Source organism: Vibrio penaeicida (assembly GCF_030689305.1).
Lineage (GTDB): Bacteria > Pseudomonadota > Gammaproteobacteria > Enterobacterales > Vibrionaceae > Vibrio > Vibrio penaeicida_B.
Genome location: NZ_JAUYVM010000010.1, coordinates 18343 through 43067, shown reverse-complemented (window position 1 = coordinate 43067; position 24725 = coordinate 18343). Strand labels below are relative to the sequence as shown.

The 24725-nt window shown below is 44.2% G+C and carries 23 protein-coding genes; 13 read left to right on the top strand and 10 right to left on the bottom strand.

Annotation, left to right across the window (positions count from 1 at the left end):
- Positions 1–166: 166 nt before the first annotated feature.
- The 3 genes from Q8W40_RS16560 (at position 167) to Q8W40_RS16550 (ending at position 3006) form a co-directional block, all read left to right on the top strand.
- On the top strand, positions 167–847 hold the full coding sequence (locus Q8W40_RS16560; RefSeq protein WP_101112456.1) for a TIGR00153 family protein: 681 nt from the start codon (positions 167–169) through the stop codon (positions 845–847).
- Between the two features lie 122 nt (positions 848–969).
- Entirely contained in the window at positions 970–2229 is a 1260-nt protein-coding gene (locus tag Q8W40_RS16555; protein ID WP_305398784.1) for an inorganic phosphate transporter, read from the top strand.
- A 165-nt stretch (positions 2230–2394) separates the two neighbouring features.
- Positions 2395–3006, top strand: a complete 612-nt coding sequence (locus Q8W40_RS16550; RefSeq protein WP_305398782.1) for a TIGR04211 family SH3 domain-containing protein — start codon at positions 2395–2397, stop codon at positions 3004–3006.
- An 81-nt stretch (positions 3007–3087) separates the two neighbouring features.
- On the opposite strand, the gene Q8W40_RS16545 is transcribed toward Q8W40_RS16550, so the two are convergent.
- A complete protein-coding gene (locus tag Q8W40_RS16545) occupies positions 3088–3798 on the bottom strand; it encodes a general secretion pathway protein GspB (RefSeq protein WP_305398781.1) in 711 nt (236 codons plus the stop codon).
- A gap of 63 nt (positions 3799–3861) precedes the next feature.
- Positions 3862–5469, bottom strand: a complete 1608-nt coding sequence (locus Q8W40_RS16540) for an ExeA family protein (RefSeq protein ID WP_305398779.1) — start codon at positions 5467–5469, stop codon at positions 3862–3864.
- Between the two features lie 84 nt (positions 5470–5553).
- Between Q8W40_RS16540 and Q8W40_RS16535 the strand changes: the two genes are divergently transcribed.
- On the top strand, positions 5554–6765 hold the full coding sequence (locus Q8W40_RS16535) for a multifunctional CCA addition/repair protein (protein ID WP_305398777.1): 1212 nt from the start codon (positions 5554–5556) through the stop codon (positions 6763–6765).
- Positions 6766–6855: 90 nt separating this feature from the next.
- Here the strand turns inward: Q8W40_RS16535 and hpt are convergent, their stop codons facing one another.
- Positions 6856–7389: a hypoxanthine phosphoribosyltransferase gene (gene hpt / locus Q8W40_RS16530; protein WP_305398775.1), complete on the bottom strand. Its 534-nt coding sequence runs from the start codon at positions 7387–7389 to the stop codon at positions 6856–6858.
- 254 nt (positions 7390–7643) lie between these two features.
- On the opposite strand from hpt, the gene Q8W40_RS16525 reads away from it, so the two are divergent.
- A complete protein-coding gene (locus tag Q8W40_RS16525) occupies positions 7644–8255 on the top strand; it encodes a TetR/AcrR family transcriptional regulator (protein WP_305398773.1) in 612 nt (203 codons plus the stop codon).
- A gap of 154 nt (positions 8256–8409) precedes the next feature.
- Here Q8W40_RS16525 and lpdA read toward each other — a convergent pair whose 3' ends face one another.
- The 5 genes from lpdA to ampD form a co-directional block, all read right to left on the bottom strand.
- The gene (gene lpdA / locus Q8W40_RS16520) at positions 8410–9840 is read right to left on the bottom strand and encodes a dihydrolipoyl dehydrogenase (RefSeq protein ID WP_101112464.1); all 1431 of its coding nucleotides are present in this window, start codon (positions 9838–9840) and stop codon (positions 8410–8412) included.
- Positions 9841–10087: 247 nt separating this feature from the next.
- Positions 10088–11677: a pyruvate dehydrogenase complex dihydrolipoyllysine-residue acetyltransferase gene (gene aceF, locus Q8W40_RS16515; protein ID WP_305398771.1), complete on the bottom strand. Its 1590-nt coding sequence runs from the start codon at positions 11675–11677 to the stop codon at positions 10088–10090.
- Between the two features lie 31 nt (positions 11678–11708).
- On the bottom strand, positions 11709–14372 hold the full coding sequence (gene aceE / locus Q8W40_RS16510; RefSeq protein ID WP_305398769.1) for a pyruvate dehydrogenase (acetyl-transferring), homodimeric type: 2664 nt from the start codon (positions 14370–14372) through the stop codon (positions 11709–11711).
- A gap of 54 nt (positions 14373–14426) precedes the next feature.
- Positions 14427–15194, bottom strand: coding sequence for a pyruvate dehydrogenase complex transcriptional repressor PdhR (pdhR, locus tag Q8W40_RS16505; protein ID WP_101112467.1), 768 nt, complete (start codon positions 15192–15194; stop codon positions 14427–14429).
- 576 nt (positions 15195–15770) lie between these two features.
- On the bottom strand, positions 15771–16328 hold the full coding sequence (gene ampD, locus Q8W40_RS16500) for a 1,6-anhydro-N-acetylmuramyl-L-alanine amidase AmpD (RefSeq protein WP_305398767.1): 558 nt from the start codon (positions 16326–16328) through the stop codon (positions 15771–15773).
- Positions 16329–16535: 207 nt separating this feature from the next.
- On the opposite strand from ampD, the gene nadC reads away from it, so the two are divergent.
- The 8 genes from nadC (at position 16536) to yacG (ending at position 23678) form a co-directional block, all read left to right on the top strand.
- Positions 16536–17423 carry a carboxylating nicotinate-nucleotide diphosphorylase gene (nadC, locus tag Q8W40_RS16495; RefSeq protein WP_305398766.1) on the top strand — a complete coding sequence of 296 codons (888 nt, stop codon included), beginning with the start codon at positions 16536–16538 and terminating at the stop codon, positions 17421–17423.
- A gap of 294 nt (positions 17424–17717) precedes the next feature.
- Positions 17718–18140 (top strand): pilin, encoded by a 423-nt coding sequence (locus tag Q8W40_RS16490; protein WP_305398765.1) that lies wholly within the window; start codon positions 17718–17720, stop codon positions 18138–18140.
- Positions 18141–18143: 3 nt separating this feature from the next.
- Positions 18144–19832: a type IV-A pilus assembly ATPase PilB gene (gene pilB, locus Q8W40_RS16485; protein WP_305398764.1), complete on the top strand. Its 1689-nt coding sequence runs from the start codon at positions 18144–18146 to the stop codon at positions 19830–19832.
- A 9-nt stretch (positions 19833–19841) separates the two neighbouring features.
- Positions 19842–21074, top strand: coding sequence for a type II secretion system F family protein (locus Q8W40_RS16480; RefSeq protein ID WP_305398763.1), 1233 nt, complete (start codon positions 19842–19844; stop codon positions 21072–21074).
- A gap of 41 nt (positions 21075–21115) precedes the next feature.
- Positions 21116–21985, top strand: a complete 870-nt coding sequence (locus Q8W40_RS16475; RefSeq protein WP_305398762.1) for a prepilin peptidase — start codon at positions 21116–21118, stop codon at positions 21983–21985.
- A gap of 51 nt (positions 21986–22036) precedes the next feature.
- On the top strand, positions 22037–22636 hold the full coding sequence (coaE, locus tag Q8W40_RS16470; protein WP_305398760.1) for a dephospho-CoA kinase: 600 nt from the start codon (positions 22037–22039) through the stop codon (positions 22634–22636).
- Between the two features lie 37 nt (positions 22637–22673).
- Positions 22674–23414, top strand: coding sequence for a cell division protein ZapD (gene zapD / locus Q8W40_RS16465; protein ID WP_305398758.1), 741 nt, complete (start codon positions 22674–22676; stop codon positions 23412–23414).
- Positions 23415–23483: 69 nt separating this feature from the next.
- A complete protein-coding gene (gene yacG, locus Q8W40_RS16460) occupies positions 23484–23678 on the top strand; it encodes a DNA gyrase inhibitor YacG (protein ID WP_305398756.1) in 195 nt (64 codons plus the stop codon).
- Positions 23679–23770: 92 nt separating this feature from the next.
- Here the strand turns inward: yacG and mutT are convergent, their stop codons facing one another.
- Both mutT and rplS read right to left on the bottom strand, forming a co-directional pair.
- Positions 23771–24184 (bottom strand): 8-oxo-dGTP diphosphatase MutT, encoded by a 414-nt coding sequence (mutT, locus tag Q8W40_RS16455; protein ID WP_305398754.1) that lies wholly within the window; start codon positions 24182–24184, stop codon positions 23771–23773.
- 157 nt (positions 24185–24341) lie between these two features.
- Positions 24342–24695 (bottom strand): 50S ribosomal protein L19, encoded by a 354-nt coding sequence (rplS, locus tag Q8W40_RS16450; RefSeq protein ID WP_101112478.1) that lies wholly within the window; start codon positions 24693–24695, stop codon positions 24342–24344.
- Between the last annotated feature and the right edge of the window lie 30 nt (positions 24696–24725).

The following is a 24725-nucleotide window of genomic DNA, read 5'->3' as shown; positions in this document are numbered from 1 at the left end:
CTTAATCCCATCATCGACAAGTGGCAATTAACGCCCAAATGATGATCTAAAACAGTTTTAATGATGGATTGATTAGGTTAACATGCGCGACTTTATAGCCATCGTTCAAGATTTCGCCTTTATGGTTGAAGTTTCTTATAGGTTATATTTTTTAGGTTGAATAGCCATGCCAGTGAATACAATTATGGGGTTATTTGCAAAGTCCCCAATTAAACCTTTGCAACGCCACGTTGTGTGTGTGAACGAGTGCTGCTCTCACTTAGTGAATTTCTTTGAAGTTAGTGCTAAGGGTGACTGGGAAAAAGCAGGCGAAATTCGTGCACAAATCTCTCACTTGGAGAGAGAAGCAGACGTCTTAAAACGTGAGATTCGTCTGAAACTGCCACGTGGCTTATTCATGCCTGTAGATCGTACCGATATGCTTGATTTGCTGACACAGCAAGACAAGCTAGCCAACCTTGCAAAAGACATTGCAGGTAGGGTGATTGGTCGTCAATTGCAAATCCCAGAACCACTTCAGGAAAACTTCATTTTATACGTTAAGCGTTGTCTTGATGCCGCCGATCAGGCTCAGAAAGTCATCAGCGAATTAGACGAATTATTGGAAACTGGCTTTAAAGGTCGAGAAGTCACTTTGGTGGCCGAGATGATCAATCAATTGGATGCCATCGAAGACGATACCGATGCCATGCAAATTGTATTACGCCAGCAACTAATGGCGATCGAATCGAAGTACAATCCGATCGACATCATGTTCTTATACAAGATTTTAGAATGGGTAGGTGGCATCGCCGATCAAGCTCAGCGCGTTGGCGCTCGTCTTGAACTGATGCTATCTCGTTCATAAACGAAAACTGAAACACATAACATGAGACTGGATTGTATCAAGGCACACGGAAGGCTTGTGTGCTTTTGTTGCGCGCTTGTTCAGAAATCCTCTCATAAGTTATCCAACAACTAGGTATTACGATGGATATCCTCGCGAACTACGGCACTACCATTATTATAGTGGCTGCACTATTTGGCTTCTTAATGGCAATCGGTATCGGTGCCAATGATGTTGCAAACGCCATGGGTACGTCAGTTGGCTCTAAAGCGCTGACGGTAAAACAAGCGATCATCATCGCAATGATTTTCGAATTTGCTGGTGCTTACTTAGCTGGCGGTGAAGTAACCGATACTATCCGTAAAGGTGTTATCGAGACATCCTACTTTGCTCATCAGCCTGACGTTCTTGTTTACGGCATGATGTCTGCACTTCTTGCTGCGGGCACATGGCTATTGCTTGCGTCGTACATGGGCTGGCCGGTTTCTACTACTCACTCCATTATTGGCGCTATTATAGGATTCGCGTGCGTTTCCGTAGGTACTGAAGCTGTTGATTGGCAATCAGTTCAAGGCATTGTTGGGAGTTGGATTGTAACGCCGTTGATATCGGGGATATTTGCATACCTGATATTCGTCAGCGCGCAACGCCTGATTTTCGACACCGAAAACCCACTGTTTAATGCTAAACGTTTTGTACCAGTATACATGTTCATTACCACCATGGTAATTGCATTGGTTACCATTAAGAAAGGTTTGAAACACGTTGGATTACATTTAACCAACACTGAAGCATGGCTATGGTCTGCTGGCGTATCTGGCTTAATCATGATCGGTGGCTACCTCTACATTCAGAAGAAATTTGCTCACCGTGAAGACGACCACAGTTTTGCTGGCGTTGAGAGTATCTTCAGTGTGCTAATGGTGATTACAGCATGTGCGATGGCATTTGCTCACGGTTCGAACGACGTTGCGAACGCGATTGGTCCTCTATCAGCTGTAGTATCGACTGTAGAAAACCTCGGTGAAATCGTGACTAAAACGTCCATTGCATGGTGGATTTTACCACTAGGTGGTATTGGTATCGTGGTTGGTTTGGCGACCATGGGTCACAAAGTGATGGCAACCGTGGGAACGGGTATTACAGAACTCACACCAAGCCGTGGTTTTGCTGCTCAGCTTGCTACCGCTTCAACGGTTGTTTTGGCTTCTGGTACTGGCTTACCCATTTCCACAACGCAAACGTTAGTGGGTGCCGTGTTAGGTGTGGGTTTTGCGCGTGGTATTGCAGCACTAAACCTCGGTGTTGTGCGTAACATTGTTGCGTCTTGGGTTGTTACCTTACCAGCAGGGGCTCTGCTGGCCGTCATCTTCTTCTATGCAATTCAAGGCTTATTTTTGTAAGCCTTTTGTTAGACACATGTCATTATTGACTCAAACGCACAGAAAGGGAGGTTTTGCCTCCCTCTTTTGTTGCACCACCGCCTGAAAATTCATACTATCTCTGTCTAATTAAGAATAAATGAATGGCGTAAACGTTGTTCAACTCCATCAGTTAAGGGACGTACCGTGAAAAAACTTATTTGTCTGACCCTCTTTAGCCTGCTTGTCGCGCCTGTCAGCTTCGCAAAAGATCGTTACATCTCAGACAACTTATTCACTTATATGCACGCAGGACCAAGTAATCAGTTTCGAATCATCGGTAGCGTTAATGCAGGTGACAAAATTACACTGGTTGCGACAAATCGAGATTCCGGATTTAGCCAAGTTGTCGACTCCAAAGGCAGAAAAGGCTGGGTCGAAAGTAAATACGTGTCCACTCGTCCAAGTATGGCTGAACGATTACCTGCACTTGAAAAAGAGCTAGGTGAAGTGAAAGAGAAACTCGCCAATGCGCGTAGAAGCTCTGACGACGAGAAATCGGGGCTGGTTGACTCTCTTGAAGCTCGTAACGAACAAATCAAAGAGCTTGAGAAGAACTACGCCGATATGAATAAGCAACTTACCGCTTCTCAAAGCGAAGTACGCGAACTACGCGCTAAGCTAGATACACAGAAAGAAGACCTGCTATTGAAGTACTTCATGTACGGTGGTGGTGTTGCGGGAATTGGACTTATCTTTGGACTGGTTCTTCCCCATCTAATTCCTCGTAGGAAAAAGGCGCCATCTGGTTGGGCTTAATACTTCATACAAATAGAAATTAAAACAAGAAGGGCACATTATGTGCCCTTTTTTGATCGCCGAATTTCTTGAAAACATCAGCTAACGCCACTCATGCAATGCTGGTAATTCAATTTTCTGACCAGCAAACTCCACAACAACCGTTCTAGGGGTAATGCTATTGATCATCACTTTATCGTCTACCCAGTCTCCCTCTTTTAACTCCTTGCCATTCACTTTAACCCAGCGTCGATCTTTATTTGATGCGTACATATGAGTTTGTAAGTTAAGTGAGGGAAGCTTACCCTGGAATTGGCGCTCATTGCCCACTAAGGGCGTCGCTTCAACGGGTTCATCATAGCGACGCGAACCCGGATTAGCCGTATCGTCAATGGCAGATTGAACGGCTTGTGCCAACTCAGGAGACAAAGAGGAAAGATCTAAGTTATCCAGCGTTTCTTTCTTTTTTTCTTTTGGCTTTTGCTCTGTTAGCTTTTGATCCGTTTGAGATCTTAGCCCAGTTTGAGATTTTTCCTGAGTTTGGGGGCTCAGTACCCGCGCAGTTTCCGTTGTCGAGTCATACAACACCTCAGTAGGTAAGCCATCCACCGTTGGCATATCCTTGAGTGGCTTAGCTTCGGGGTAATCCATTACTTTAGCAAGCTGTGTTTTTACCGTTTCAACTTGGATTATCGGATCGCTATCTGGTTGATAATTTAAATAATGCCATGAAGAAACCAAAACAGCGGGAATGACAAACACCACCGTTTTAAACAGACTCGAACCCGTTGAAGGTGTATTTAAATAGCTCACTGAATACCCCTACATAACGCGAAGTGACAGAACACCCCTAATTCTTTTATTTCAATTGAGACATTAAGCATCCGATGGTACCTCTGTCGTTTTAGTCAGTGAAGGGGCCGAGTCATTCACTATTAAATCCAGATACTGCAAGGTTTTCGCTCCTACAATTCCATCAACAAATAGCCCTTGCCAACGCTGAAAAGCCTCCACTTTCTCTTTCAATATTTCATCAAAAACATTGCTGCCCTGTGACGCTTCACCAAGCGCTTTAGCAAGCATCGCCTCTAACTTAGCAACGGACTCGCCTTGATGACCAAGCTTAAGAGTTTCTGCTATTGGATCGTGCCAAATAGCGCGGTATTCGCCAGCCCAATGTAGCTCTAGCCACCCAACGGGCACTTCTACTCGTCCATCACCAACCAGAATTTGGGCAGCCTCATCAGACACTGCATACAGCAACGCATAATGACGTTCATCGCCTACATTCAGTGCAAAAACAACAGGACGATTTTGTTGTATCACATCATCTAGCCCTCCAGATTCAATGGAGCAATAGTAGGATGAACGTGACCTTTCGCAATCTGTATCACGAACCGAGGCTTTCAGCCCCCAAAATTCAAATAGTTTTAGTGTTGCTTTTGTTTCACCTTCACTGCGCTTTAAATATGGCGATAAAGTGTCAGCAACGGGGATTTGTATCGTCTGGGTCGTAACTTGAATTTCCGGAGTATGAGCAGGAATCCACTTCTGTAATGCAAGAGGAGTGGCAAAGTAAGTAAACGTTGCGAGTGCTGCACTCCCCGTTAATAGCAATATATTTGGCCAAACAGAAGAGGATGTTGAGGATGGAGACACAGTGCCTTGAACGGGAGCTTGAAACGCCATAACATCCTGACAAGCTTGTTCGGCTCGCGCTTTACTCACCACTTTGATACCACTTTGGCTGGCGTATTGTAGGCTTTTATCGCAGATCAGATTGATAAGACGAGGGATGCCCTGAGTATATTTTGCGATGACTTTAATTGCAGCCGGTTCAAAAGTGCTTTGAGCACCATTTGCTAACCCAAGTCGAAACTCGATGTACTCGCTCACTTCAGCAGGGTTAAGCGGCAGCAAGTGATAGCGACCAGTAATTCGCTGCGCAAGCTGTCTTAATTCGGTTGTCTGCAACTTTGCTTGTAGTTCAGGCTGCCCAATCAACAATACTTTTAAAAGTTTTTGGCTATCGGTTTCTAAATTAGTGAGAAGCCGCAATTGCTCAAGCACATCTGGCAGTAGATGCTGTGCTTCATCAATGATTAAAAGCGTTTGAAACCCACCAGCATAGTTATCAAGCAAGAAGCGTTGAATGGATTGTGTCAGTACCTTTAGGCTTGCTGATTCTGGGTATTCAATACCAAACTCATCGCAAATCGCTTCCAACAAATCTTGGTTTGAATAGGTTGGATTTAAAATGAGCGCCGCTTTGGTTTCTTCTCCAAGCGCGGAAAGCATGGCTTTCGAAACGGTTGTTTTGCCTGTTCCAACTTCACCAGTAAGCATTGCAAACCCACCACCTTCACCCAAACCAGATTGAAGATGGTTCATTGCTTCTCTGTGACGCGCACTCAAATACAAATACCGAGAACTCGGTACTATTGAGAATGGCATTTCCGTGAAACCGAAAAAATCCTTATACATGCTTATCTCTCTTCGCTAAGATTCTGGCAAATTACCATTGTGACGAGGTTTGTAAAGCCTCGAGGCATAATTAGGAGGTCAAACTTGGACGTATATTTAGTCGGTGGCGCTGTGCGAGACCAATTACTGGGTATTCCGGTACACGACAAGGATTGGGTTGTAGTGGGTAGCTCACCAGAAAAAATGCTCGCCAATAGGTACCAAGCCGTCGGCAAAGACTTTCCTGTATTCTTACATCCAGAAAGTCATGAGGAATATGCATTAGCGCGTACGGAGCGAAAGTCAGGGCATGGTTACACTGGTTTTGAATGTCACTTTGCACCTGACGTGACCATTGAGGACGACCTCCTTCGAAGAGACTTAACCATCAACGCCATGGCTCAACACAAGGATGGACGTATTGTCGATCCTTACGGTGGGCAACATGACCTCAATAACAAAATCTTGCGCCACGTTTCTGATGCATTTGTCGAAGACCCTCTTCGCGTTCTTCGCGTGGCCCGGTTCGCAGCCAAGTTGGCTTCATTAGGTTTTACTGTCGCAGATGAAACCCTGAAATTGATGTCCAAGATAGCGCAATCCGGCGAGCTTGAACACTTGACGCCTGAACGGGTTTGGCAGGAATGGCATAAATCTCTCAATACAGACAGACCTGACGTATTTCTAGAGGTACTCAGACAATGTGGCGCTCTGGAAGTCGTCCTCCCAGAATTGGACGCTTTATTTGGTGTCCCACAACCGGAGCAGTGGCACCCAGAAATCGATACTGGTATTCATACGTTAATGGTTGCAAGGCAAGCCGCTGATTTGAGCCAAGACCTCGTCATAAGATTTGCGGCACAAGTTCACGACTTAGGGAAGGGTGTTACACCGAAAGAAGAATGGCCGAGCCACAAAATGCACTGCCAAACAGGGCTTAATATCATAAAAAAATTATGTGAGCGCGTTAAAATTCCAAACGAGTTCAGAGAAACTGCCTTGGTCGTATGCGAACATCACACAAATGTGCACCGAGCTGAAGAACTCAGAGCAAAAACAAAACTTAAAATACTGAATAAATTGGATGTGTGGCGTAAACCTGAACGCTTGGCTCAACTCTTAATCTGCTGTGAAGCAGATCATCGCGGGCGGCTGGGTTTAGAAGACAACCCCTACCCTCAATCGGAACTCTTCAACCAATCTTATCAGGCTGCTTTGCAAGCGGATGTACAAAAGGTTATTCAGGATGGATTTCAGGGAAAAGAAATACGTGAAGAGTTAGACAAGCGGCGATTGCGCTTTATTCAAGAACTGTAAAACCAAAAGACCCAAACACAAACGTCATTACACAAACGCCACTATCGCAATAGTGGCGTTTTTCTGCTCGCTTACATACAGGTCGAGTGTTTACTCTTGAGGAACCACTTTCCCAATGTAAGGTAAATTACGGTATTTTTGAGCGTAATCGATACCGACACCAACAACAAACTCATCGGGAATTTCAAAACCAATGAATTTTGCATCGACTGCAATTTCTCGACGAGAAGGTTTGTCTAAAAGAGTACAAATCTCGATAGAAGCAGGCTCGCGAATTTCTAAAATTTCGCATACTTTACTCAACGTGTTGCCCGTATCGATGATGTCTTCCACCAACAAAACGTCTTTGTTTTTGATGTCATCATCCAGATCTTTCAAAATACGCACATCGCGTGAGCTTTCCATCGCATTGCCATAGCTAGACGCGGTCATGAAATCGACAGTATGATTCTTACCAATGACTCGCGTCAGATCAGCCATAAAAACAAATGAACCACGAAGCAGTCCCACCAACACCAACTCTTTGTCTGAATCTTGGTAGCGCTCGGTGATTTTTTGACCCAATTCGATAACTCGATCCTGAACATCTTGCTCAGAAATCATTACTTCAACTGTATGTTTCATACTGCTCTCAATTAGTTAGTGGCTGATTTTGCAGGTAAAGTCACATTATCAATAATTTGAATTTTCGTTAATGTGCACCCAATAACACATTTTACCACTGCAAACGACTCAGGGTAAATTTTTAACTTGGTCATGAAATTGAGTACTTTTTAACATTTCTTGATTGACACTTTTATATGCACCATTACACTCATATGGCAAATCTAATTATAAAATAATCATTAAACTTCATATGTTGGCAAGGAAAATCAATTATGGATACTGTAAAAAAACGTCCAAGAACAAGGCTATCTCCACAAAAACGTAAAGAACAACTGCATGATATTGCGATAGAAGTATTCGCAAAACGCGGTATCGGTCGCGGTGGTCACGCTGATATTGCTGAGATCGCTCAGGTATCAGTTGCAACTGTTTTCAACTACTTCCAGACCCGCGAAGATTTGGTTGATGAAGTACTGAGCCAGGTTGAAAAACAATACGCTCTGTTCATCAATGAAAGCATTCTTCCGGAAGCAACTGCCGAAGAAAACTTAACGAGCCTAACCAAGAACATCATCAAATTTGCCCTCGATGGCACGCACTGGATGAAAGTTTGGTTCGAGTGGAGCACATCTACTCGTGAAGAAGTATGGCCTTTGTTCCTATCCAGTAACGAAGAATCTCAGAAGCGTGTTGAAGACATGTTCCTGACAGCAATGCAACGTGGCGAAGTATGCGACGAGCACAAAGCAGAAGACTTAGCCAAGCTATTACACGGCATTTGCTACTCTCTTTATGTTCAAGCTAACCGCAACCCAGATTCAGAGTACTTAGAAGGGCTTGTAGCTAGCTTCCTGGGTATGCTTTGCATTTACAAGCAAGATTAAAACGCGCTTTTGTAAAACGGTAAAATAGATAAGCGGAGGGATTTTCCCCTCCGTTTTTTGTTTTGGTCCGTTGTTTACTCGAAAACGCCACGAGAACCAGAAACAAAAAAACCGCTGACTGGCAGCGGTTTTTATCATTCAGCTTTTAGAAAAATTACTTTTTCTTCTTCACGGCTTTCTTGTTTGGAAGGTCAGTGATAGAACCTTCAAACACTTCAGCAGCCAAACCTACAGATTCGTGTAGAGTCGGGTGAGCGTGGATGGTTAGAGCGATGTCTTCTGCATCACAGCCCATCTCGATAGCCAAACCAATTTCACCTAGTAGCTCACCACCGTTAGTACCTACGATAGCGCCACCGATTACGCGGTGTGTTTCTTTATCGAAAATAAGCTTAGTCATACCATCAGCACAGTCAGACGCGATTGCACGTCCAGACGCAGCCCATGGGAAAGTCGCTGTTTCGTAGTTGATACCTTCAGCTTTTGCTTCTTTCTCTGTCTTACCAACCCACGCCACTTCTGGCTCAGTGTAAGCAATTGAAGGAATAACTTTAGGATCGAAGTAGTGTTTCTTACCAGAAATCACTTCTGCTGCAACATGACCTTCATGCACACCTTTGTGTGCCAGCATTGGCTGACCGACAACATCACCAATCGCAAAGATATGAGGAATGTTAGTACGCATTTGCTTATCAACATTGATAAAACCACGCTCATCAATCTCGATACCGGCTTTTTCACCATCGATTAGAAGACCGTTTGGTACACGACCAATAGCAACAAGAACAGCATCGTAGCGCTCAGCTTCTGCTGGTGCTTTTTTGCCTTCCATTGAAACGTAGATACCATCTTCTTTGGCTTCAACAGCCGTCACTTTGGTTTCTAGCATCAAGTTGAACTTGTCTTTAACTCGCTTGGTGTAAACCTTAACGATGTCTTTATCAGCTGCAGGAATCACTTGGTCAAACATCTCAACAACGTCAACCTGAGAACCTAGAGACTGGTAAACCGTACCCATTTCAAGACCGATGATACCACCGCCCATAATAAGCAGTTTGCCCGGAACTTCTTTAAGCTCTAGTGCATCAGTAGAATCCCAAATACGTGGGTCTTCATGCGGGATAAACGGAAGTTTAATTGGGCGAGAACCTGCCGCAATGATAGCGTTGTCGAAGTTAACAGTTGTTGCTTCGCCTTCACCTTCTACAAGAATAGAATTAGGGCCAGTGAACTTACCGTAACCGTTAACCACTGTTACGTTACGCATCTTAGCCATACCGCCAAGACCGCCCGTCAGTTGGTTAACCACTTTTTCTTTCCAGATTCGGATTTTGTTGATGTCCGTTTGCGGCTCACCAAATACCACACCGTGATCAGCCATTGCTTTCGCTTCTTCGATCACTTTAGATACGTGTAGCAGTGCTTTAGATGGGATACAACCCACGTTTAGACACACTCCACCTAGGGTGGTGTAACGCTCGATAAGTACCGTTTCTAGACCTAGATCCGCACAACGGAACGCAGCAGAATAACCAGCAGGACCAGAACCAAGTACAACAACTTGGGCTTTAATTTCTTTGCTCATTTTGACCTCTTGTAGTCATTATCCCTAACAGGCTGAGTGGGTGTTCAATGAATTCTTTTTTAGAACGTTTTATTTTCAGACCGAAACAGTTTACAGAGTTGTTAAAGGTGTGAAAAGTAAATCCATTTAGCCTGTGAGCCAGACAACAGTTCGATTGAGATTCTCTTGTTATCAACAAGGTTAAATCAAACCGTTAGCTTGTAATTTAAGGGCGGCTTATAGCCGCCCTGATTTTACGTATCTTGACTTATAGCACCAAGCGACGGATATCGCTCAGACAACCATTCAAGTAAGTGATGAAGCGCGCACCTTCTGCACCATCAATCACACGGTGGTCGTATGAAAGAGATAGTGGCAGCTGTAGGCGAGGTGTGAAATCTTTACCATTCCATACCGGCTTCATTTCAGACTTGGATACACCTAGGATTCCAACTTCTGGCGCATTTACGATAGGAGTAAACGCTGTTCCGCCGATACCGCCTAGGCTAGAAATTGTGAAACATCCGCCTTGCATATCACCAGCCGTCAGTTTGCCTGCACGTGCTTTCTTAGACACAGCCATTAGCTCTTCTGATAGCTCGTAAATGCCTTTCTTGTTCACATCTTTGAATACAGGAACAACTAGGCCATTTGGCGTATCAACCGCGATACCGACGTTCACGTATTTCTTAAGAATGATGCTTTCACCATCTTCAGAAAGAGAAGAGTTGAATGCAGGGAACGCTTCTAGCGCTTTCGCAACTGCTTTCATGATGAACACAAGTGGCGTGATCTTCATGCCTGAATCTTTCTTAGCTTCGATTGCATTCTGCTCTTTACGGAATGCTTCTAGCTCAGTGATGTCTGCGTTGTCCCACTGTGTAACGTGAGGGATCATCACCCAGTTACGGTGTAGGTTTGCACCAGAAATCTTCTTAATCTTAGAAAGTTTCTGAACTTCAGTTTCACCAAACTTGCTGAAATCAACTTTTGGCCAAGGAAGCAGACCTAACGCAGAACCATCGCCACTGCCTGAAGCAGCAGAGCCAGACTCTAGACGCTTAAGGGCATCTTTAACGTAAGACTGAACATCTTCTTTCAAGATGCGGCTCTTACGGCCAGAACCTTTAACCTTAGATAGATTTACGCCAAACTCACGAGCAAGACGACGAACAACTGGAGAAGCGTGAGCGTACTCGTTGTTCTCTTGGAAATCACCCGTAGATGCAGCTGGAGCTGCTTTTGGTGCTTCCGTTTTTGCTGGTGCCGCCGTAGGTGCAGCTGCTTGAGCTGGAGCTGCTGAAGGTGCTGGCGCAGCGCATTCTACAACAAACGTCATGATTAGAGAGCCAGTCGACACTTTGTCGCCAGCATTAATCTTGATCTCTTTTACTGTACCAGCGAACGGTGCAGGAACTTCCATTGACGCTTTGTCGCCTTCAACAGTGATAAGAGATTGCTCTTCTTCTACTGCATCGCCAACTGCAACCATAATTTCAGTAACTTCAACTTCGTCGCCACCGATATCTGGAACATTAATTTCTTTCTCTGCAGACGCAACAGGTGCTGCCGGCGCTGCTTCAGCGACAGGAGCCGCTTCTGCTGCAGGCGCAGCTTCAGCCGCACCTTCTGCTTCAAAGATCATGATCAAAGTACCTGTGGTGACTGAATCACCTTCAGTAACTTTTATCTCTTTCACTACACCCGCTTGAGATGCAGGAACTTCCATAGAGGCTTTGTCGCCTTCTACAGTAATAAGGGATTGTTCTTCTTCGACCTTGTCGCCAACGCTTACAAGAATCTCAGTAACTTCAACCTCATCTGCACCAATGTCAGGTACATTAATTTCGATTGCCATTGCTTATCTACCTTCTAAATTAAGCGTTGTCTTATGCGTATAGCGGGTTGGTTTTTTCAGTATCGATGTCGAATTTTTTAATTGCTTCAACGACCACTGATTTCTCAACATCACCGCGCTTCGCTAGTTCAGTTAATGCCGCAACTACTACGTAACCTGCGTTCACTTCGAAGTGACGACGTAGGTTTTCACGGCTGTCTGAGCGACCGAAGCCGTCAGTACCAAGAACCTTGAAAGATTCAGCTGGAATGAACGCTCGAACTTGCTCAGAGTAGTTCTTCATGTAATCCGTCGCTGCAATAGTTGGCTCATCACCAAGTACTGTTGTGATGTATGGAACTTTCGCTTCTGCTTCAGGGTGAAGCATGTTGTAACGCTCTGCATTCTGACCGTCACGAGTTAGTTCGTTGAAAGAGGTTACAGAGAACACATCTGAAGCCACACCGTACTCTTCACTTAGGATAGTCGCCGCTTTACGAACTTCGTTCATGATTGTGCCAGAGCTCAATAGTTGAACTTTAGACTTATCACCCGCGTAAGATTCAAGCTTGTAGATACCCTTACGAATGCCTTCTTCAGCGCCTTCAGGCATTGCTGGCATTGCGTAGTTTTCGTTCATTACGGTTAGGTAGTAGAACACGTTTTCTTGATCAGTCCCGTACATGCGACGGATACCGTCTTGCATGATTACAGCAACTTCATAAGCAAACGTTGGGTCGTAAGAAATACAGTTAGGGATGGTGTTCGCCAATACGTGAGAATGACCATCTTCGTGCTGTAGACCTTCGCCATTCAATGTTGTACGACCAGCCGTTGCACCCAGTAGGAAGCCACGCGCTTGTTGGTCACCTGCCATCCACGCCATGTCACCAACACGTTGGAAACCGAACATAGAGTAGTAGATGTAGAATGGAATCATTGGTAGGTCGTTGGTGCTGTATGACGTTGCAGCCGCAACCCAAGATGCCATTGAACCTAGCTCGTTGATACCTTCCTGCAGAACCTGACCAGAAGTTGCTTCTTTGTAGTAAGAAACAATACCTTTATCTTCAGGCGTGTATTCTTGACCGTGTGGGTTGTAGATACCGATTTGGCGGAATAGACCTTCCATACCAAACGTACGAGCTTCATCACAAATAATAGGTACAACGTTTTTGCCGATGCCTTTATTCTTAAGAAGAATATTTAGCGTACGAACGTAAGCCATCGTTGTTGAGATTTCACGCTTTTGCTCGCTCAATAATGGAGCAAATTCTTCTAGCTCAGGAACCTTTAGCTCTTGAGTGAAGTTAGGTAGACGCTGTGGCGTGTAACCTTTTAGATCTTTACGACGTGCGTGAAGGTATTCGTACTCAGCTGAACCTTCTTCAAGCTTCAGGTACGGAAGTTCTTTCACTGCGTCATCAGTTAGGATGTCTTGAAGACCTAGACGATCACGTAAATGAAGTACGTGAGTCATATCCATTTTCTTAACTTGGTGTGCGATGTTTTTACCTTCAGCCGCTTCACCCATGCCGTAACCTTTTACAGTCTTAGCTAGGATAACCGTTGGACGACCGCTAGTTTCTGCTGCATTCTTGTATGCTGCGTAAAGCTTAGATGACTCATGACCACCACGCTTAAGAGCGAAGATTTCGTCATCGGTCATATCTGCAACAAGTGCTGCTGTTTCTGGGTATTTGCCGAAGAAGTGCTCGCGTACGTACGCGCCATCTTTCGACTTAAATGTTTGGTAGTCACCATCTACAGTCTCATTCATAAGCTGCAGTAGTTTACCTGTCGTATCTTTAGCAAGTAGAGCATCCCAGTTGCTACCCCAGATAACTTTAACAACGTTCCAGCCAGCGCCCTTGAATAGACCTTCTAGCTCTTGGATGATGCTACCGTTACCCATTACAGGACCATCTAGGCGCTGAAGGTTACAGTTGATTAGGAAGCATAGGTTGTCTAGCTTCTCACGTGCTGCAAACGATAGAGAACCACGTGATTCTGGCTCATCCATCTCACCGTCGCCAAGGAAAGCGTATACACGTTGAGCAGAAGTATCTTTCAAGCCACGACCATCAAGGTACTTAAGGAAGCGCGCTTGATAGATTGCTGAGATTGGACCTAAGCCCATAGATACCGTTGGGAACTGCCAGAACTCAGGCATAAGTTTAGGGTGCGGGTATGATGGAATACCTTTGCCGTCTACTTCTTGGCGGAAGTTATCTAGCTGATCTTCAGTTAGACGACCTTCAACAAATGCGCGAGAGTAGATACCTGGAGAGATATGACCTTGGTAGTAAACCAAATCGCCACCGTCCGTCTCATTAGGAGCACGGAAGAAGTGGTTGAAACATACTTCGTAGAATGCCGCCGCTGACTGGTAAGAAGCCATGTGACCACCTAGGTCTAGGTCTTTCTTAGAAGCACGTAATACGATCATTACCGAGTTCCAACGAATAATGGCACGAATACGGCGCTCTAACGTTGTGTCACCAGGGTAAGCTGGTTCTTGATCGGCTGGAATCGTGTTGATGTAGTTAGTTGTGATGCCTGTTGGCATATCAACACCATCAAGGCGTGCTTTATCTAGAACTTGCTCTAACAAGAATTGTGCACGTTCTACACCTTCTTCACGAACGACTGACTCAAGTGCCTGAAGCCATTCTTGAGTTTCAAGTGCGTCTACGTCATGCTTCGTATCAGACATGGCGATCTATCCTTCTGTTGGTTGGATCTACTTTAAACTTGTGACAAGCCGTGATTACGACTCGTTACCTCGCTGAATTCTACGCAAAGAGCGTTCTCTTCTTGACTCTTCACGAGTTAAATCCAGCAATGTTTCTTCGATATAAGCTAAATGTGAGTGAGACATTTCACGCGCCTGTTCAGGCTGACCAGAAACAATCGCATCCACAATGTTAGCTCGATGTTTACTGACTCTATCCACCACTTCTTCGCGGCGATGCAATAGCTTTAAATTTTGTAAGACATTTTGCTCAAGCAAAGGCGACAAGCTACGCACGATATGCAGTAACACCACATTATGTGCCGCTTCCGTTAAGGCAATAAGAAATGCCATAACCGCTGAAGCTTCTACTTCTACGTCTTTTTTGTCTTGAGCTTCGCGAATTTGCTCTAAGCAGCGTTGAATTCGCTCAAAGTCTTCATCGGTACCGCGCAATGCAGCAAAGTAAGCAGATAACCCTTCCATCGCGTGTCGCGCTTCCAGCAAATCTAGCTGGGTTTCGGAATGGGTCGACAATAAGTTCAACAAAGGATCGGAAAAGCTCTTCCATAGGGATTCACTAACGAATGTCCCACCGCCTTGGCGTCGGGTTAACAATCGCTTTGCTTCCAGCCTCTGAATCGCTTCTCGGACCGAAGGACGCGAAACATCAAACTGCTTCGCTAGCTCTCGTTCCGGTGGTAATTGTTCCCCCGGTGAGAGTGTTCCTTCCAGTATCAACCGCTCCAACTCCTGCTCAATAACATCAGAGAGTTTCGGCTGACGAATCCTTTGATAAGCCATATTTATTGTTCTTCTACTCTTGCAGTCAATTGGTAATACCAATTTCAAATTGGGCGAAAAAATAACATAATTAAAACGTTTCTGTCCAGATAAAACTTGACGCACATCATTGAACGAAGAACAAATTAACCCAGACGTAACAAGAGTGTATTAAAACGGCAATAAAATTGGTCTTACCAATTAATATGTCATTCTGTGTGACATAAATTAAAGTTATGAAAAATTGTTTGTGGCAGTAGATATACCCAAGTAACCTCAAGGTGCAGGATTCAGAGCCTCATAGTCTGTTCCAGTTCAAGGAGAAGAACGCAGTGGAATGACGAGTCCTTTCCAAGTTCTTTGACGACGAAATGGGACAGAATATGGGCTCCCAAGGGCGAGTTTAACTGGCTTTCACACTGCGTTACTGATTCTTGATTTAGAATGACTAGATCTTCATATCAGTGCCTTGTCTGAAAGCCAGTTAATTCTCGCTGAACCAAGCATCTTGAGGTTACTTGGGTATAGAGCTTAGTCACATCTTGATGTTTGACACGTTAAACAACATGACTATCCAGCTAACACGCTGAAAATGTGCTAGTTCGATCCAGTTTTGAGAAGTTTGCGAAAATATCGCCAATCAAATGTGAGACCGGGATCAGATTTGCGCAGAGGCGCGATGTATTGATGCCCAGTAATTCGGTGATCACTCATCTTTGGGTATTGAGATTGTAGCAATTTCGTTAACTCTACCAATGAACCATATTGCTCAAGCGTATAGCTGTCGAACTCACACCCTTCCAATTCGATGCCAATAGAATAATCATTGCAGCGTTTGCGACCCGCAAAACTGGACACACCAGCATGCCACGCTCGCTTATCAAACGGAACAAATTGCACGATTTCACCAGTTCGCCGAATCAAACAGTGAGCGGACACTTTAAGGTTTTTAATGACTTCAAAAAACGGGTGAAGGGTAGGGTCCAGATTTCCTGCAAAAAAATCATCAACAAATGTGCCACCATACTGACGAGGAGGCAAGCTAATATGATGTACAACCAATAAAGAGATATCCTCACCTTCGGGTCGCTCATCGTAATAAGGGGACGCCACTTTATTTATATCAGTAAGCCAATGAGATTCATCGATTTTCATGTTGTCTGATTCTTACAAAACCGTTTAGTGGACAGAGTATATACCCAAGTAACCTCAATATGCAGGCATAGTTCACGCTAGAAAAGGGGGAACGAATTTTGGTTAATAATAGACGTAACTAAGTTAGATACCGATAAATAGCTGAATTATCCTCCAAGCCAGAGTATGATGCAGACAATTTCAACCTCTGGTATTTACTGAATTGCGATGAAAAACACACACAACAGCCAAGAACGTCTTGACTACCTAAAACAGCAACTTCCATTGGAAATTACACGCGCGGTCGAAGACACCTTAAAAGAAGATTTAGGGGGCACTCTTGATCCCGCGGCAGACATAACCGCAGCGTTAATCCCAGAGGATGCCACCAATACCGCAACGATTATTACGCGAGAGCATGGGATCTTTTGCGGTCAAGCATGGGCAGACGAAGTGTTCAAGCAACTTGGTGGCGAAGTAAAGATAGAGTGGCATGTTCAAGATGGCGATAAAGTAGAGCCAAATCAAACCCTATGCACACTTTCAGGTCCCGCTCGTGCTCTTTTAACGGGTGAACGCAATGCCATGAACTTTATTCAAACGCTTTCAGGCTGCGCTACGTTGGTTGCAGAATACGCTGAAAAGCTACAAGGCACAGATTGCCGCCTGCTCGATACACGCAAAACCATCCCTGGTTTACGAAGTGCGCTAAAGTATGCGGTCGCTTGTGGCGGCGGATTCAATCATCGTATTGGCGTCTTTGATGCTTACTTAATAAAAGAGAATCATATTGTTGCTTGTGGTGGCATCCGTAAAGCCATTGAAACAGCGAAAACCCTAAACCCAGGGAAGCCCGTTGAAGTTGAAACTGAAAACCTAGACGAGCTAAAAGAAGCGATAGAAGCAGGTGCTGACATTATCATGCTCGATAACTTCTCCACTGACATGATGCGAGAAGCCGTCAAAATTAACTCAGGCAAAGCGGCGCTGGAAAACTCTGGAAACGTTACTCTAGAGACGATTCGCGAATACGCAGACACTGGCGTCGACTATATTTCGGTTGGTGCACTGACTAAGCATTTGAAAGCAATGGATCTTTCCATGCGCTTTAAGTAACGCAAGTTCGAAATAAAAACCAGATTTGAGCATTGTCACAAATCTGCAATAATTTATAAATATAAACTTAAGATTGAAAAGGGAGCACTGCTTCCTTTTTTTAGCCTTATCATAAGGTTGCGACTGACATCACCCACCCCATTTGAACTCACTCGCACTCAGCCAGTAACCTACTGAAACAAAGGTGAAAATTCTAGAATCCTCCTCCAGCAATCTTTTATTTACAGTTTCTTTACTCTTGGCACGCTCCTATCCTCGCTCTGTTTTTATACGACCTTATAAACGGAGTTATTTATGAAAAATAAGAAACAACAGGGCTTTACGCTGATAGAGCTGATGATTGTGGTAGCAATTATTGGTGTGTTATCTGCTGTAGCTATTCCAGCCTATAAAAACCATGTTAAAAAATCAGAAGCGGCAACAGGTTTAGCTACTGCACGAGCTTTAGTAACCAATGTTGATATGTATATACAAGAGATAGGCGCTTTTCCTTCCGATCTTGCTAAAGTTGGAGCAACTTCAGGAATGAACAAATTAGGAACTCTTTCTCTCGCAGCTAGCGGAGCTGGAGGCACTATAAAATTTTTGTTTGGGTCCAACTCATCTATTGATACAGCATATGTTGAACTGGGTAAGTCCACGACTGGATGGGCTTGTGTTTTCACCGATTCTGGTAAAATTGATAACACAGAGATTCCAAAAAGCTGTAAGCCGTAGCCAATGCACACCAATTTAGCTAGTATTCTTCGCCAGGCCGATATCATTAGTGAAGAACATGAACTGGCTATTATTGAGCGCATAGGTAGCACTGGGGGCACCGTCCCCAGTGCTATCGCTACGCTTGGTATTATTCCTGCTTTTGAACTGACTCAGCATATTGCTGAGATTTTTGGTTTGTCGGTTATAGAAACCAATCAATACGACTACCTTCCGTTATGTGAGCAACTTGGTCTACGAGATCTGATTACTCGCTACAACGCGCTGCCCGTTGAATCCACCAACAATACCCTTTTTATTGCGCTATCCGACCCAACGATCGTCGAAGCAGAAGAGGAATTTCGCTTTGCCACCAATCAACAAGTCGAAATCTTGCTTTGTGATGAAAGAGAATTAACCAGCTGCATTCGTAGAATGTACGGCAAAAATAAGGTCGATAGCAGCACTGGCGCGAAAGAAATCACGCAAGAAGAACTCGCAGATTTGGTTCAAGTGGGTGACGATGAATTTGAATCAGCAGAAGACCTCAGCTTAGACGACGCTCCTGTTAGTCGCTTTATTCATCAAGTCTTGTTCGATGCAGTACGTAAAGGTGCTTCAGACATTCATTTTGAGCCCTATGAAGAGACGTACCGTATTCGAATGCGATGCGATGGTATTCTTATTCAAGCCAATAGCCCAGCTCCACAGTTAGGGCGAAGGTTAGCCGCACGATTAAAAATACTCTCAAAACTGGATATTGCCGAACGTCGTTTACCTCAAGATGGGCGCATTAAGCTAAAACTCAGCGACACAACTGCGATTGATCTTCGGGTATCCACTCTGCCCACACTTTGGGGAGAGAAAATTGTTCTGCGTTTACTGGACAGCAGCAGTGCGAATTTGAACATCGATATGCTCGGCTACAGTGAAGAACAAAAAGCCTTATATGTTGAAGCCCTACGTCGCCCTCAGGGTATGATCCTGATGACAGGGCCAACAGGGAGCGGTAAAACCGTTTCACTGTACACAGGGCTTAGCATTCTCAATACGGTTGAACGCAATATTTCAACCGCTGAAGATCCGGTCGAAATCAACCTAGCGGGCATCAACCAAGTCCAAATTCGCCCTAAAATCGGTTTCACTTTTGCAGCCGCGCTCAAGTCTTTTTTACGCCAAGATCCTGACATCGTGATGCTAGGTGAGATACGAGATTTTGAAACAGCTGAAATCGCCATCAAGGCAGCTCAAACGGGGCACTTGGTTCTATCGACCTTACATACCAACTCCGCGGCAGAAACGGTTATTCGGCTAGGTAATATGGGGGTTGAACCCTATAACCTCTCGTCCTCACTGAGTTTGATCATCGCTCAACGTTTAGCAAGGCGTTTATGCCCACACTGCAAAGTACCGCACCAACTATCCCCTGCACTGTTAGACAAGTACCGAATTGAATCTGACACATCCCTTTTTCAAGCGTCAAGTGAAGGCTGCGCTGATTGCAACGCTGGGTACAGCGGCCGAATTGGTATTTATGAAGTCATGCCTTTTGACACTGAGCTGCAGCAAGCTGTTTCTCATAAAGCCAGTATTGCTGAAATTGAAATGCTGGCGGTAAAAAACGGCATGAAAACACTCAGTCAATCGGGTATTGAGATATTGAAACAAGGCATCACGAGCTACCAAGAGCTTCAACGCGTTTTGTATTTGTAAGGAGACATTTTGGATCGTTCAGTTACCCCTCGCCTCAAACTTTACAACTTTCGTTGGAAAGGCATTAACAGCTCTGGGAAAAAAGCCTCAGGGCAATTTCTGGCCTACACCGAAGTTGAAGTACGCGATAAGCTTCGAAGCCAACAAGTTCAAATTAAAAAAGTCAGGAAATCGGGTATTTCGTTGCTCGATAAACTGAGTCACAAAGTTAAAAAGAAAGACATCATGGTGTTCACTCGCCAAATGGCAACCATGCTAGGAACCGGCGTTCCCATTGTGCAATCCTTAAAAATGGTGTCGGATAACCATAACAAAGCAGAGATGAAATCCATCCTATCTCAGGTGAGTAAAGCTGTTGAGGCTGGTACACCAATCTCCAAAGCACTTAGCACATCCAACAGCCTATTTGACAGCTTTTACACCGACTTGATTGAAACTGGTGAGCAGACTGGTAATTTATCTGATGTTTTTGAGCGTATCGCCACCTATCAAGAAAAAAGCGAGCAGCTCCGTTCTAAAGTCATTAAAGCGATGATCTACCCTGTCATGGTTCTTTTGACTGCGATTGGAGTGTCTGTTCTGATGCTCAAGTTCGTCATACCCGAGTTTGAAACAATGTTTTCGGGGTTTGGTGCTGAATTACCATGGTTTACTCAACAAGTACTCAAACTCTCGCACATAGTGCAAAACGACTTGTGGAAAATGATGTTAGCAATCGCTACGCTGTCTGTCGCTTTTAAATTTATACGCAAGCGTTCATTTAAATTTCGCTTAAGAAGTTCAAGGTGGGGGCTTAAATTCCCTATCATTGGTGGCGTTTTTAGTAAAGCAGCCATTGCCAAGTTCAGCCGAACACTGGCCACCAGCTTTAATGCGGGCATCCCTATCCTTAACGGGCTCAAAACCAGCTCTAAGACCACCAGTAATTTGCATTACCAAGTCGCTATCGAACAAGTTTATAAAGATACGGCAGCAGGTATGCCTATTTATATCGCCATGAGAAACACGGAAGCTTTTCCGGAAATGGTATTGCAAATGGTCATGATTGGAGAAGAAACAGGTTCACTCGACGATATGCTGAATAAAGTCGCAAACGTCTATGAGTTTGAAGTCGATAACACCGTTGATAACCTCGGAAAATTACTCGAACCGCTCATTATCATCTTTCTTGGTGTCGTCATTGGGGGGTTAGTCGTCTCTATGTACTTACCAGTGTTTAACTTAATGAGTGTATTGGGCTAATATTCCCCTTCGCTATGCACACTTCACCTTAGAGATCATATATGGACGCTTTTCACTACTACCCTTGGCTGTTTCCGTTGATGGCTGCTGTATTTGGGTTGGTCATTGGTAGTTTTTTGAATGTCGTGATTTACCGCCTTCCAAGAATGATGGAAAACGAATGGCGACAAGAGTGTGCTGACTCTTTTCCTGAGTACAACATTGAGCCTCCAACAGAGAAGCTTACCTTAAGCGTCCCACGTTCTACTTGTCAGAAGTGCAGCACACAAATCAGAATTCGGGATAATGTCCCTGTGATCAGCTGGTTACTTCTACGCGGAAAATGCCACGCTTGCGGCACTTCGATCTCTGCACGTTATCCCCTTATTGAACTGCTTACAGCTGGTCTCAGTTTTGCTGTTGCAAACCATTTCGGGTTCAGTTATTTCTCTATTGCCCTGCTATTTTTTACTTTTGTACTAATCGCTGCCACTTTCATTGATTTCGACACTTTACTTCTCCCCGACCAACTCACACTACCGCTTATGTGGGCAGGGATAGCGCTTTCACTCTTTGAAATCAGCCCTGTATCACTCACTGATGCCGTGATCGGTGCAATGGCGGGTTACTTGTGTTTATGGAGTGTTTATTACCTGTTTAAGCTGCTTACTGGCAAAGAAGGTATGGGATTTGGCGATTTCAAATTACTTGCAGCACTCGGGGCTTGGCTGGGTTGGCAAAGTTTACCCATCATTATCCTGATGTCATCACTAGTGGGTGTTGTGTTTGGCGTGATTCAGCTAAGATTGCAGAAAAAAGGCATCGAACAAGCCTTCCCTTTTGGTCCTTACCTTGCCATCGCAGGTTGGGTTACCTTATTGTTTGGAAAAGACATCACAACTTGGTATTTTTCACATTTCCTTGGCATTTAGTTGTGAATCAAAGATAGACTGTTTCACCACTGCAGACTTAAAAGGCAAAGAATGGCATTTGTTGTTGGTTTAACTGGAGGGATTGCTAGCGGGAAAACAACCGTAGCGAATCTTTTTCAGAAACACTTCAATATCGATATTGTCGACGCCGATGTTATCGCTAGGCAAGTCGTGGAACCTCACTCGGAAGGTTTAGGTAAAATTGCAGAGTATTTTGGCGCTGATATATTAAATTCAGATGGTTCATTGAATCGTGTAGAACTTAGAGCAAGAGTTTTTGAGAACGAAAATGAAAAACTTTGGCTTAATAACTTGCTTCATCCCATGATTCGCCAGAAAATGAAACAAAGCTTAATGCAGATACAATCACCTTATGGTCTATTGGTTGTGCCTCTGCTTGTGGAAAACCAGTTACAATCGATGGCAGATACCGTGCTGGTTGTCGATGTGTCACGAGATACACAAATTCAGCGCACCATGAATAGGGATAATGTCCCACAAGTGCAAGTCGAGTCTATTTTAAATGCACAAGCAACTCGTGAAGAGCGCTTGAGCCATGCAAATGATGTAATAGACAATGATTCACCAAAGAGTGACCTATTGTCGCAAGTTACAGCGCTACATCAAAAATTTTTATCAATGAGCCACTAGCCCACAACACTGCGAAAGGAGCACAAAGGCGTTTTTCATGACCACTCATAAATTTGAACATCCATTAAATGAAAAAACTCGAATTTACCTTAGAGTGGAGTCGCTGTTGCGACAAATGAGTCACGCGGCAGCAAAAGTGGACACCGTTCAATACCCGCTGTTCTTTCGCCCTATCTTTGATTTGCTTGAAATATTTGAGCAAATTCAAATGAAATCTGAGCTTGCCAAAGATCTAGAAAAGCAACGTTTGTCCTATAAATCTTGGCTCAATGTGGATGGCGTTAATCAAGATATGCTGCAAGCCGTTCTCTCCAACATCGATGATGTTCATAGAGATCTGATGGCAGCGGAACGTTTTGGTCAATCTTTGAAAGAAGATCGCTTCTTAAGTACCATTCGTCAACGATTCAATCTGCCAGGCGGTTCTTGTTGTTTTGATTTACCTTCTCTGCACTTTTGGCTACATCAGCCTGATGAAAATAGAAAGAGAGACATTGAAGGCTGGCTTGGAACGCTACAACCTTTGACTTCCGCATTGCACCTTTGGTTGCAACTGACACGAGAAACAGGGCATGAAAAGCCAATCATTGCTCGTGCAGGATTTTTCCAAAGTGATGCAGAAGAAGCCAACATTCTACGCTTAAATATCCCGTTGGAATACGGTGTTTACCCGATGATTTCAGGTCACAAGAATCGCTTTGCGATAAAATTTATGAGCTTTGAATCAGGGCAAGCCTACCCACACGATGTCGAATTTGACTTAGCTATTTGTAGCTAGACTCTGTACTTCTTATCTTGGAAAACATGCTAGAATCAACGCTCATCGGAACTTAATCAAAAGCACACTATGAATAACGTTACTATCGTAAAATGTCCAACTTGCCAAGCTGATGTTCAATGGGTAGAAAAAAGCACTTTTCGCCCTTTTTGTAGCAAGAAATGTCAACTTATTGATTTTGGTGAATGGGCAGAGGAAGAAAAGTCGATTGCAGGTGCTCCGGACATGTCTGACTCTGATGGCTGGTCAGAAGAAACTCACTAGATTTCAGTAAATACAAAGAGACGCCAAATACGTCTCTTTGAGCAATTCAACAGGGTCTTTTAACGCCCCTAATCTCATCTATTACTGGTCAGTTATTTCGAGGTTACCGCGCCGTAAATATTCATAACCTTTTCCAAGATGGGGACGTTGGCTTCAGGGAAATCATACTCTTGAAGGTCGACTATATTCACCCAGCCTCCTTGTTGCCCCTCTTTACCGTAAGGCTCTTCTTCAAAATCCGTCACCACGAAGAAATCAAACTCTAAAGACTTATCTGGGTAATCGTGTTTCAGTGACTCCAAATGACTCAACGTGGTCACCTTTATCCCAATCTCTTCAAAAAGCTCTCTAATGGTTGCATCCTGAGCCGTTTCACCTTCTTCTACCTTGCCGCCAGGAAACTCCCATAAACCACCTTTGTGGGCTTTGTCAGCCCTCTTAGTGATGAAGACTTGGTCTTTACCCGGATTCAATATGACAGCCGCGGCAATATGAAGACGTTTCATTTAGTTTCCTTTTTTATGACAAGACAAAGAGCTCAACAAAGCTCTAAAAGATGACTGAGAGTGTATACCCAATTGACACCCTAACACTATTCTCCACCTCAAAAAAAACGGGCTCCCAAATTGGGAACCCGTTTTTACTATGAGAATGCAATCAGCATTACTTCTTAGCAAGTTTCTCTTTAATACGAGCTGACTTACCAGAACGCTCACGTAGGTAGTACAGTTTGGCACGACGTACTGCACCACGGCGCTTAACTTCAATGCTGTCAACAATTGGAGAGTGAGTTTGGAACGTACGCTCAACACCTTCACCGTTCGAGATCTTACGAACTGTGAATGCAGAGTGTAGACCACGGTTACGAATAGCGATTACAACGCCTTCGAATGCCTGTAGACGCTCACGGTCACCTTCTTTTACTTTAACCTGAATTACAACAGTGTCACCTGGTGCAAACTTAGGTAGATCTGATTTCATTTGCTCTTGCTCAAGAGCTTTGATGATGTTGCTCATTTTGTAAATTCCTAGAATAAACTGATACTA

What these genes read in the sequence shown, in the direction of transcription:
- Q8W40_RS16560 (WP_101112456.1), top strand. Translation starts at nt 167, where the DNA reads ATGCCAGTGAATACAATTATGGGGTTATTTGCAAAGTCCCCAATTAAA.
- Q8W40_RS16555 (WP_305398784.1), top strand. Translation starts at nt 970, where the DNA reads ATGGATATCCTCGCGAACTACGGCACTACCATTATTATAGTGGCTGCA.
- Q8W40_RS16540 (WP_305398779.1), bottom strand. Translation starts at nt 5,469, where the DNA reads ATGTATAAGGATTTTTTCGGTTTCACGGAAATGCCATTCTCAATAGTA.
- hpt (WP_305398775.1), bottom strand. Translation starts at nt 7,389, where the DNA reads ATGAAACATACAGTTGAAGTAATGATTTCTGAGCAAGATGTTCAGGAT.
- Q8W40_RS16525 (WP_305398773.1), top strand. Translation starts at nt 7,644, where the DNA reads ATGGATACTGTAAAAAAACGTCCAAGAACAAGGCTATCTCCACAAAAA.
- lpdA (WP_101112464.1), bottom strand. Translation starts at nt 9,840, where the DNA reads ATGAGCAAAGAAATTAAAGCCCAAGTTGTTGTACTTGGTTCTGGTCCT.
- aceF (WP_305398771.1), bottom strand. Translation starts at nt 11,677, where the DNA reads ATGGCAATCGAAATTAATGTACCTGACATTGGTGCAGATGAGGTTGAA.
- aceE (WP_305398769.1), bottom strand. Translation starts at nt 14,372, where the DNA reads ATGTCTGATACGAAGCATGACGTAGACGCACTTGAAACTCAAGAATGG.
- pdhR (WP_101112467.1), bottom strand. Translation starts at nt 15,194, where the DNA reads ATGGCTTATCAAAGGATTCGTCAGCCGAAACTCTCTGATGTTATTGAG.
- ampD (WP_305398767.1), bottom strand. Translation starts at nt 16,328, where the DNA reads ATGAAAATCGATGAATCTCATTGGCTTACTGATATAAATAAAGTGGCG.
- nadC (WP_305398766.1), top strand. Translation starts at nt 16,536, where the DNA reads ATGAAAAACACACACAACAGCCAAGAACGTCTTGACTACCTAAAACAG.
- Q8W40_RS16490 (WP_305398765.1), top strand. Translation starts at nt 17,718, where the DNA reads ATGAAAAATAAGAAACAACAGGGCTTTACGCTGATAGAGCTGATGATT.
- pilB (WP_305398764.1), top strand. Translation starts at nt 18,144, where the DNA reads ATGCACACCAATTTAGCTAGTATTCTTCGCCAGGCCGATATCATTAGT.
- Q8W40_RS16475 (WP_305398762.1), top strand. Translation starts at nt 21,116, where the DNA reads ATGGACGCTTTTCACTACTACCCTTGGCTGTTTCCGTTGATGGCTGCT.
- coaE (WP_305398760.1), top strand. Translation starts at nt 22,037, where the DNA reads ATGGCATTTGTTGTTGGTTTAACTGGAGGGATTGCTAGCGGGAAAACA.
- zapD (WP_305398758.1), top strand. Translation starts at nt 22,674, where the DNA reads ATGACCACTCATAAATTTGAACATCCATTAAATGAAAAAACTCGAATT.
- yacG (WP_305398756.1), top strand. Translation starts at nt 23,484, where the DNA reads ATGAATAACGTTACTATCGTAAAATGTCCAACTTGCCAAGCTGATGTT.
- mutT (WP_305398754.1), bottom strand. Translation starts at nt 24,184, where the DNA reads ATGAAACGTCTTCATATTGCCGCGGCTGTCATATTGAATCCGGGTAAA.
- rplS (WP_101112478.1), bottom strand. Translation starts at nt 24,695, where the DNA reads ATGAGCAACATCATCAAAGCTCTTGAGCAAGAGCAAATGAAATCAGAT.